Raw genomic sequence first — 239 nt, forward strand, 5'->3', positions numbered from 1 at the left:
GGAATAATTTATAAGTTGCTTTATTGACACTGAAATCTGTTGCTTGTGCATAGAGTGTTACTGAGACTAATAATTAAAAGGGAGAGCTGAAATTTAGCTCTGTCTCTGTATGAGGATTATTATCTCTCAGGCGGGTTAAAATTTCTCTACGTTTTAGTGTTTTCATTTGTTTGTTATCTTATTATCTATGGTATTTTTTTGAGCAATAATAAGCCCAATAATGTTGAAAGCGCCTGGTG

At 33.1% G+C, this 239-nt stretch carries 1 pseudogene; it reads right to left on the bottom strand.

Going from position 1 to position 239, the window contains the following annotated elements:
- Positions 1 to 166: pseudogene (locus V6255_RS18210) on the bottom strand (endonuclease III); the annotation flags it as partial.
- Positions 167 to 239: the final 73 nt, after the last annotated feature.

It is taken from the genome of Psychromonas arctica (assembly GCF_038155225.1).
GTDB lineage: Bacteria > Pseudomonadota > Gammaproteobacteria > Enterobacterales > Psychromonadaceae > Psychromonas > Psychromonas arctica_B.